This window comes from Leptolyngbya cf. ectocarpi LEGE 11479 (assembly GCF_015207065.1).
Lineage (GTDB): Bacteria > Cyanobacteriota > Cyanobacteriia > Phormidesmidales > Phormidesmidaceae > Leptothoe > Leptothoe ectocarpi.
In genome coordinates this window covers 1-5,498 of record NZ_JADEXP010000416.1, presented here as the reverse complement: position 1 = coordinate 5,498, position 5,498 = coordinate 1, and the positions used below count along the sequence as shown (strand labels likewise).

At 45.5% G+C, this 5,498-nt stretch carries 8 protein-coding genes and 1 pseudogene; 4 read left to right on the top strand and 5 right to left on the bottom strand.

Annotated elements, in window-relative coordinates:
* The first annotated feature begins 79 nt into the window (after positions 1 to 79).
* Positions 80 to 1,177, top strand: a complete 1,098-nt coding sequence (locus tag IQ260_RS27255) for a calcium-binding protein (protein WP_193996223.1) — start codon at positions 80 to 82, stop codon at positions 1,175 to 1,177.
* Between the two features lie 153 nt (positions 1,178 to 1,330).
* Positions 1,331 to 2,059, top strand: coding sequence for a DUF6585 family protein (locus IQ260_RS27250; protein ID WP_193996222.1), 729 nt, complete (start codon positions 1,331 to 1,333; stop codon positions 2,057 to 2,059).
* Between the two features lie 147 nt (positions 2,060 to 2,206).
* On the opposite strand, the gene IQ260_RS27245 is transcribed toward IQ260_RS27250, so the two are convergent.
* On the bottom strand, positions 2,207 to 2,383 hold the full coding sequence (locus tag IQ260_RS27245; protein ID WP_193996221.1) for a hypothetical protein: 177 nt from the start codon (positions 2,381 to 2,383) through the stop codon (positions 2,207 to 2,209).
* A gap of 328 nt (positions 2,384 to 2,711) precedes the next feature.
* On the opposite strand from IQ260_RS27245, the gene IQ260_RS27240 reads away from it, so the two are divergent.
* A complete protein-coding gene (locus IQ260_RS27240; protein ID WP_193996220.1) occupies positions 2,712 to 3,302 on the top strand; it encodes a hypothetical protein in 591 nt (196 codons plus the stop codon).
* Positions 3,303 to 3,386: 84 nt separating this feature from the next.
* Here the strand turns inward: IQ260_RS27240 and IQ260_RS27235 are convergent, their stop codons facing one another.
* Positions 3,387 to 3,572, bottom strand: a complete 186-nt coding sequence (locus tag IQ260_RS27235; RefSeq protein WP_193996219.1) for a YqaE/Pmp3 family membrane protein — start codon at positions 3,570 to 3,572, stop codon at positions 3,387 to 3,389.
* Between the two features lie 263 nt (positions 3,573 to 3,835).
* On the opposite strand from IQ260_RS27235, the gene IQ260_RS27230 reads away from it, so the two are divergent.
* Positions 3,836 to 4,192, top strand: coding sequence for a phage holin family protein (locus IQ260_RS27230; RefSeq protein WP_265579589.1), 357 nt, complete (start codon positions 3,836 to 3,838; stop codon positions 4,190 to 4,192).
* 127 nt (positions 4,193 to 4,319) lie between these two features.
* On the opposite strand, the gene IQ260_RS27225 is transcribed toward IQ260_RS27230, so the two are convergent.
* From IQ260_RS27225 to IQ260_RS27215, 3 genes and pseudogenes are all read right to left on the bottom strand, one after another.
* Positions 4,320 to 4,466: a hypothetical protein gene (locus tag IQ260_RS27225; protein WP_193996218.1), complete on the bottom strand. Its 147-nt coding sequence runs from the start codon at positions 4,464 to 4,466 to the stop codon at positions 4,320 to 4,322.
* A gap of 24 nt (positions 4,467 to 4,490) precedes the next feature.
* Positions 4,491 to 4,694 carry a photosystem II reaction center phosphoprotein PsbH gene (psbH, locus tag IQ260_RS27220; protein ID WP_193996217.1) on the bottom strand — a complete coding sequence of 68 codons (204 nt, stop codon included), beginning with the start codon at positions 4,692 to 4,694 and terminating at the stop codon, positions 4,491 to 4,493.
* Positions 4,695 to 4,813: 119 nt separating this feature from the next.
* Positions 4,814 to 5,498, bottom strand: a pseudogene (locus IQ260_RS27215) (photosystem II chlorophyll-binding protein CP47); the annotation flags it as partial.

The following is a 5,498-nucleotide window of genomic DNA, read 5'->3' as shown; positions in this document are numbered from 1 at the left end:
GGACACCTACCTGAATAATCTGTTATCAGAACAGCAAACAAGCTGTTTCTGAGACACACATTTTCAGGAGCCAAGAGCAATGACTAAAACTTATTACGGTACTAATGGCAACGATGTAAAGACTGCCACTAAATCTGGTTGGGGACTTTGGTGGGAGAACTGGCATATGTATGGCTACGGCGGTAATGATAATCTTACTGGCGGCCATGACGATGACTTTATTAATGGGGGTTCAGGCGCAGATCGCATGGCGGGGCGAAAAGGTCATGATACTTATATTGTTGATAACGTCAATGACACCGTTATTGAAAAGTCTGGTGAAGGATTTGATACGGTAAAATCGTACGTCACATTTACCCTAAGCCAAAATGTAGAAGGCCTGCAGCTACAGGGCAATAACGCCATTAATGGCTATGGCAATAGCCTGGGTAACCTGATGCATGGCAATAACCAACGTAACTACCTCTATGGATACGCTGGCAACGATACGATAGGAGGCTACGGTGGTGACGATCGGATAGACGGCGGCACCGGCGCTGATTCGATGATCGGTGGCATCGGCAACGACACTTATGTGGTTGATAATGCAGGAGACTCAGTTGTCGAAAACTATAACCAAGGCTTCGATACGGTAGAAACACTGCTGAATAACTATCAGCTAGGCAATAACGTAGAAGCCCTAAAACTACGCTCAGTGTCGGGTGTAACGACTGGCCGAGGTAATAGTCTAAATAACTCGATTACCGGTAATGTCAGCAATAATTATCTCTACGGTAACGGAGGGAACGACACTCTCAGAGGGTATTTAGGCAACGATCGCCTGTTCGGTGGTGAAGGTAGCGATAACTTGATTGGTATGCATAGCACCGTTTCCAATGAACATGACTGGCTGACAGGCGGCGGCGGCGCTGACTATTTCCACCTGATGAGTTATGTCGGCTCCAACGTCTATACCTACGACCATTACGGGTATGCCATCCTTGAGGACTTTAGTACCTACGAACAAGACAAGATATTTGTTTTGGGGAATCGGAGTGAATACACCCTGGATACTTCTCAGGGAGATTTCCTCGGGGGCGGTGGCACCGATACGTTGATCATGAAGGGCAGCAACATAGTTGGTGTGGTTGAAAATAACGTGAACGTTAGCCTCGATCGCGACTTTGGATTTGTCTAGGGTGAATCTCTAAAGGTTATTGCTTTAACGGTGAGATGCCTTCAGCTTCTCACCGGGTCCCTGCTTTAGCTATACGCTACCCGTCACCAATCTAACCGCTAGCTAAATTTAAAAATCTCTCATCGTTCCCCCAACCTTAAGGAGCATTAAATTATGCCAAAGACAACTTACCCCGCCGCTGAGTTGGGTCATGTAATCGGCGAATTTGGATGGAACAAAAAGCGAGCCAGATTTCTGTTGACCTTACACGGGTTATTATTGCCAGTAACCTTAATCGCTTGTCTGTTTCTCATTGGAATTCCTGCCTTTTTTCTGAGTCTCTGGCTTGTGATTCGTAGTACGCGTCGCCTGAAAAGTTCTCAAACAATTGTTTCTCTCTATGAAAAAGGACTGATCGATAATCGTAACGACCAGTCTTTGCTACTGCTCTACAGGGACATTAGTAAAATCTACACCTCTATCGTGAGCGGTGGCGGCCAGACTTTCTATGACTATACGGTTCATACCCACAGCGCTAAGCCGAGCAAATTTGGCATCGACATAGCTAACCCAAAGCAGTTTGGTGATGCGATCTGGGAGGGCATGTTGGCCACTCAATTACAGCAGCACCTCACCGATCTAGATAATGGAGCCTCGATTTCATTTGACCGACTAAATCTCAGTGCTAAGGGATTGGCTTTACCTAATCAAACGCTTGACTGGCAGGACTTTGGCCATGCAGAGATCAAAAGAAGCAAAATCGGCAAGCGAGTCACCCACCGGCTTGAGATTTATCAAAAAGATCAAAGCCGTTTGTGGGCAACGTTTGAGCGTAATCAATTTCCTAACCTATTTTTGTTCTTTAATCTGGTTGAGCGGATTCGTCAGCCAGGAACTGCTTGATAAAGGCCGTTGTTTCCTGGGGAGTAAGGGATACTTAAAAATTTATATACGAATAATCCTGCTAACTTGCAATGCGTTAGCAGGATTATTCGCTATTATTCTATGGAACCTTAAGCAATTAAGCCTGTGTGGTCCATGAGAATACTTTTACTTAGTACGCTCGTCCAGCTGATCTAGACGCTCTGCCTGAATATCCTTAACACTCTTGGTCTGGTTATCTAGGTGCTCAAGGCGCTGCTCTTGGATTTTGTTACCACCCGCAACGTCCTGCAGCTGCTCATCAGACAATTGCTCATCAGAAACGCTCTTATTTTGCTCTTCCATGGAAGTTACCTCAGTGTAGAAACAATGAAAGTCTTGCCTAATTGATTTAGCGCAAGCCAATCCTATCATATCGAGCTTAAACAAAAATGGAAGCCATTTTGTTAGTTTCTCATGAACTTCTAATGATGTGTTCGGTTTCGAAGACTTTTCTGAGGTTTTGTTAAGAGATGAAAACCCAATTATTATAGATTTCAGGTTAAATATGGGGGAATGATTAAAATCATCTGAGCATTACTCCCATTCATAGGACTTTCTGCTATAAGAACATTGATAGTGACCTACAGATAATTTTAAGAATTAGAAAACCTTAGTTGAGGATGGAGTAAGGATGGGCGACAGCAGTATCTTTCGTCAAGAAGCTTTAGAGCGGCTATCTTCGCCAGAGCAGCTTGATCAGCTTATGCAAATCGTCTCTCCTCGCAGTTGGCTGCCGTTGCTCACCATTGGTGGTCTGCTAGGGGCCGCAATCTTTTGGGCTTGCGAAGGCCGTATTCCTGTAACTACCAGTAGTCATGCAATTTTGGCATATGCTGAGGGAGGTTCGGGGGAGTTGGTTGGGGTTGCCCATTTTCCCACAGGGGAGTTGGCTCAGATTGAACGCGGTATGGATGTGCTTCTCATTCCTGATGTGGAGGGTAATAAGCAAGCCGCTGGTGGCATAGAGGGTAAAGTGAGTGAGGTATCCTTGCCAACAGTGATGACCTTAGACGGCGTTCGACAGTTAGAAGATCCGGCGGCTCCGACCACTATTGAAGTGCTGATCGAACTTACTCCCGATCCAAATACTAGCAGTGGCTATAAATGGTCGGCCAGTAGTCTCAATATGGTTCCCTTGGGTGGCATGCATGCAACAGCGCGTGTGACCCTCGAGGAAAAAGCGCCCCTGTGGTTTGTTTTGCCATTTTTACATCAGTCATAACTACGCTATCCCACTCTATTGTGGTGCTAGCCAAAGAGCCCTTGTGAAAGCTGTTATGAGGGCTCTTTGGCTAGCGAGTTTTTGTCAATAAGCTTCGCTGCCAGCTTTCTCATAATGTTTGGCAATGGCCCAGACTGCATGAATACTGCCTGGAACGATTCCTAGCAATGTCAGCAAAATATTGATAATGAGAGTGGTGTTAATACCGTAGCTGAGGAATACACCAACGGGAGGCAAGAAAATGCCGAGGGCAAATCGTAGAAGTTTCATTGTCTATTTTTTGTAGTTAAGTCAGTAGTTGTAAATATAAGGTAGATAGCGAAGTACAGCATCTCTCTACAGAAATATTATGTTGATTAGCTATTGTCCGTAAAATTGGCCATAACATGCATGTTATGAATGCTCTCTTACTCAAAATCTATAAAAATCGCAAGATAAAATCTGTCTAAATGGGGAGTCTATTGCAGGTATAGGCTGGCACCATGGGCCATGTAGAATTGAGGAATAGAACAATTAGTATACTTACATCTTTATTGTCCGGATTGGTTACGGCGTTGAGTTTGCTCGTCGTAGACCTGATTGTGCCCGGTGTTGATCTTGACACATTTGCGGCGGCTCTCATTGCCGCTGTCTCAATTGCCGTTGTCAACACGTTAATACGTCCCATCATTGGTTTGTTATCGTTACCGTTGACGTTGATTACGTTTGGTCTATTTTCGTTTGTTGTTAACGGTATTTGTTTCTGGTTGGCTGCCGCATTTGTTCCTGGTTTCGACGTCCACGGTATCTTAGGGACTATTCTCGGACCTGTTGCCTTATCTTTTATCAGTACTTTTCTGGGCAACTATTTTGCCCAGCGTTTCCCGACGGTTCAGCAAGATCAGGCATAAAACAATTGCCCAATTATTTGTTCAGGCCCCTGGTACATTATCCGTACCAGGGGTCTATTAGCTTTAAATTTCCTGATTTCAGGAGGGATGAGCAACAATACCCGGCAATAATGACAGTGCGAAGGAATTACTGTCGGTCTATGGGATAGCTTCGATAGGCAAAGACACCAAAAATAACACAGCTAATCACAAATACAATCAGTCCTGAGAACACGCCAGTCGCAGTTGTTGCAGACTGGCCTTCACCATAGGCTAAGTAAAATAGGTAAGGCATGGGTTATCTCCATGGAAAATGTCTTTAGTTAGAATTAAAACCCTCTAGCACAATGGTGCCATTATAGAGTTGCAAAATGATCAGCATGAAAATTAGTAGCGCGACCAGCAGGGCAGCCATCAGTGGTGCCGTACCCCAGCCAGGAGCAACTCGACCCGCTTCAGAATTTAAATTTCTCAGGGTGTACTGAAGCGGAGCCGTTTTTCTGGAAACATATTTTTGTGACATGGACGACCTCCTATTGAGGTATGGGTAACAAATTAGTGAAACTAGCCAATGAAAAAGAATTCATGCAGGGGGCGTATCCTGCATGAATATATTCACGATTTAATGGGGATACAGCACTTTTAAATCGTGGTCTGTCGGCTGGTGGGATCACCAACTTTCTTGAAATAGCCCCATTCCACCTGTTCGATGTTGAGGGCTGGATCGAGACCTGAGAAAACATCTTGGAAGAGAGCCCTCAGACCGTGCCAAATGTGACCAAAGAACCACACTAAAGCAAAACAGGTATGGAAAAAGGCAAAGAAACCTCGATTGCTGGTTCTAAAGGCACCATCGGAGTTGTAGACGGTGCGGTCAAACTCAAAGGGTTCTCCGAGCTGGGCCTTGCGGGCGTATTTTTTCACATCCTGTGGCTGGGTAAAGGTTTGGCCGTCTAAAGCCCCACCCTGGAAGCTCACCGTTACTCCGGTTTGTTCAAAGTTATACTGGGCCTCTGAACGTCGGAAGGGAATATCGGCACGGACAATACCATCACGATCAGATAGAACAACGGGGAAGTTTTCAAAGAAGTTGGGCATGCGTCGAACGCTCAGTTCTCGACCTTCTCGATCTTTGAAAATGGGATGTCCTAACCAGTTGGTCGGTAGACCATCACCGTCTACCATGCGCCCGACTCGAAACAAGCCGCCCTTGGCTGGACTGTTGCCCACATAGTCATAAAAGGCGAGTTTTGGTGGGATAGCGGACCAGGCTTCTGAAAGACTCTTATCGTTGCCCAATTCGGCATTCACTCGGCGGCTAATTTCC

Excerpts from the sequence above, each read along its gene's own strand:
- IQ260_RS27245 (WP_193996221.1), bottom strand. The coding sequence starts at position 2,383 with ATGGAAGAGCAAAATAAGAGCGTTTCTGATGAGCAATTGTCTGATGAG.
- IQ260_RS27250 (WP_193996222.1), top strand. The coding sequence starts at position 1,331 with ATGCCAAAGACAACTTACCCCGCCGCTGAGTTGGGTCATGTAATCGGC.
- IQ260_RS27255 (WP_193996223.1), top strand. The coding sequence starts at position 80 with ATGACTAAAACTTATTACGGTACTAATGGCAACGATGTAAAGACTGCC.
- IQ260_RS27225 (WP_193996218.1), bottom strand. The coding sequence starts at position 4,466 with ATGCCTTACCTATTTTACTTAGCCTATGGTGAAGGCCAGTCTGCAACA.
- IQ260_RS27235 (WP_193996219.1), bottom strand. The coding sequence starts at position 3,572 with ATGAAACTTCTACGATTTGCCCTCGGCATTTTCTTGCCTCCCGTTGGT.
- psbH (WP_193996217.1), bottom strand. The coding sequence starts at position 4,694 with ATGTCACAAAAATATGTTTCCAGAAAAACGGCTCCGCTTCAGTACACC.
- IQ260_RS27240 (WP_193996220.1), top strand. The coding sequence starts at position 2,712 with ATGGGCGACAGCAGTATCTTTCGTCAAGAAGCTTTAGAGCGGCTATCT.